Source organism: Bartonella sp. AP21QHHD (genome assembly GCF_042196205.1).
In the GTDB taxonomy this organism is placed as follows: domain Bacteria; phylum Pseudomonadota; class Alphaproteobacteria; order Rhizobiales; family Rhizobiaceae; genus Bartonella.
Map to the genome: position 1 here is coordinate 1 of NZ_JBHIPT010000013.1, position 2,441 is coordinate 2,441.

A 2,441-nucleotide genomic window follows, 5' to 3' on the forward strand; every position below is an offset into this window, starting at 1 on the left:
CCCCGCCGCGCCCGCGCGTCTTTACGCAGCGTTATTTTCAATAATCTTTACAACGGTATCGTTTTCATAAATTTCACAATCCTCAGGAATCCCATATGCATAGTAAACGTTTTGTTCAACATATGAATAACCATCTCTTTTTAACCTTGCATTGCCATGTACCAAACCTCTAATGGTGTGATAACCAGTCACTTTTGCATTCCCATAAACAGAACCATAGACCTTAACATACCCACCCACGCTAGCATTCCCATAAACCTTGCCATAAATTTTAGCAGCGCCACTAACAACAGCATGATCATAAACTACCGCATTGCCATGAATACGTGCACTTCCTGATAATTTTGCATTGCCATAAACCCGCGCCTGATGATAAACCCAAGCATTATAAGAAAGATGCGCATTGTCATAAACATGAGCATTTGCATAAACGCGGGCACAATCACATACATGAGCATTGCCATAAACAAAGCCCATTATAATAGCCTTATTAAAAACCTTGGCATTTTCATAAATATGGGCAGGATTTAAAACAAGAGCATTATCATAGACCCAGCAATTGCCATCATGCGAGAGGTTGTTTTCACTTTCAATAAAGCCCCCTAAATCACCAGCCTTGACATCATCAAAATCTATTAAAGCCCGAATGCGATAAAGAGTTTGATTATTAAATACACGTGTCTCATTTGTGAGTGCAAACTTTTTTTGCATAGCACAATTCCTTTATAAATAGATTTGAATTTTAGAATGAAATGTTTAAAGAGGGGCGCCCCCGCCGCGCCCGCGCGTCATTTACACAGTTGTAAAAACAATATCACCAGTGATAACGGGTTCTTTATAATTGCCACCAATTTTGGTATCACCACCAATCTCAGTATAGCCAATTACCTTGGCATTGCCATAGACATGAGCATCACCATGGACCTTGCCATAAATTTTTGCATTGTCATAAATGCGAGCATCATCATAAACCTCGGCATTATCAGAAATTAAAGCATTATTGGAAACCCAAGCGCCACCATAAACCTTGCCATAAACCTTGGCATTGTCATAAACGCAGCCCCTATCATAAACATGGGCATAACCAGTCACTATAGCATTCCCATAAACCTTGGCTTCTCTATTGACCATAGCAGCGCCACAAACATGGGCATTATCGCAAACCCTAGCATTATCAAAAACTATAGCATTTTCATAAACATGGGCATTATCATAAACCTGAGAGGTTCCTAAAACACGCGCTTTATCATAAACCTCAGCATTGCCATAAATTCGAGTTTTATCAAGAAATTTGCCATAAATAGTGTCATAAATTTTTGCATTTCCATACACTTTAGCATGTCCAAAAATATCACCATAAATCAATGCGTTCTCATAGACTTGCGCATTGCCATAAACCTCAGCTCTAATATGCACGCTAGCATTGCCATAGACCCTTGCATTTTCATAAATTTTTGCAGATCCAGTAATTTTTGCATTATCCGAAACATGGGCATTATCGTAAATACGAGCATCACCATAAACCATGGCATTGCCACCGACCCAACAATCACCATTATGAGCTAAATTTGCAACCTTATGTATAAAGCCGCCTAAATCACCAGCTTTTATATTAGCAAAATCCCTTAAAGCCCGAATGCGATAAAGAGTATAATCACCAACCTCTATTGTCTCACCTGTAAATTCGTATTTTTTTGCAGGCTCTTGTTGATTAGCAAGCGCGGTTTCATTTGAAATATTAGAGATAACGGGGGTGTTTTTTACTGTATTTTTCATAATTAAAACCTATCTGTTTAAAAGTTTTCAATTGACACCCTATAAGGGTATCGGGTGTTGAAAACACGGCAGATAGTCCGTTGCTATGCTTTTCCCTCGCGAAGGGTATTGTATAGCATAGCTACACCCGACAAAATCATCATATATGCTAATTAGAGCATAAAAGATAGTCAGTTTTAATAGGATTAGGTTTATCGCAACCTCTTCGCTATCTGTTTAGTGTTTTCATCACTTGAGTATTTATATAACAAAATACGTATTTATTGTCAAACAATATTTTATCTTTTTTGATATTTTTTCTTATTTTTTAAATACGTTGTGTATTGATAATATCTTATGCCTATTAGTTGCTTCTTTTATATTTATATGCTTTTAAAGCTATATTATTGGCTTTCTTAAAAGATTGCGTTATTTTCTGAATCTATACATTTATAATATTTAGAAACGCTCTCATGATGCGTATTTTAAACTTTATAACCTATCAATTTTGTCACTAAATGAATTTTAAATTTTTTGTGAATTTTGTTTATAACATATTTGCAACTTAACAGCTTTTTATAGAGATGGTCTTTATAACCAATGCATTCATTTGCATTATGATTATAAAACCTTGCTGTTTTTATGCATTCTCTATAGCTGTTATATGCTTTATAGCCACCGCATCA

General features: G+C 36.1%; 2 protein-coding genes. Both read right to left on the reverse strand.

Going from position 1 to position 2,441, the window contains the following annotated elements:
• Nucleotides 1-21: 21 nt before the first annotated feature.
• On the reverse strand, nt 22-711 hold the full coding sequence (locus ACFIMC_RS01380; protein WP_375685625.1) for a hypothetical protein: 690 nt from the start codon (nt 709-711) through the stop codon (nt 22-24).
• An 81-nt stretch (nt 712-792) separates the two neighbouring features.
• Nucleotides 793-1,776 carry a hypothetical protein gene (locus tag ACFIMC_RS01385; RefSeq protein ID WP_375680730.1) on the reverse strand — a complete coding sequence of 328 codons (984 nt, stop codon included), beginning with the start codon at nt 1,774-1,776 and terminating at the stop codon, nt 793-795.
• Nucleotides 1,777-2,441: the final 665 nt, after the last annotated feature.

Bases quoted from the DNA above. Each gene is read 5' to 3' on its own strand.
- ACFIMC_RS01380 (WP_375685625.1), bottom strand. From the start codon at position 711: ATGCAAAAAAAGTTTGCACTCACAAATGAGACACGTGTATTTAATAAT.
- ACFIMC_RS01385 (WP_375680730.1), bottom strand. From the start codon at position 1,776: ATGAAAAATACAGTAAAAAACACCCCCGTTATCTCTAATATTTCAAAT.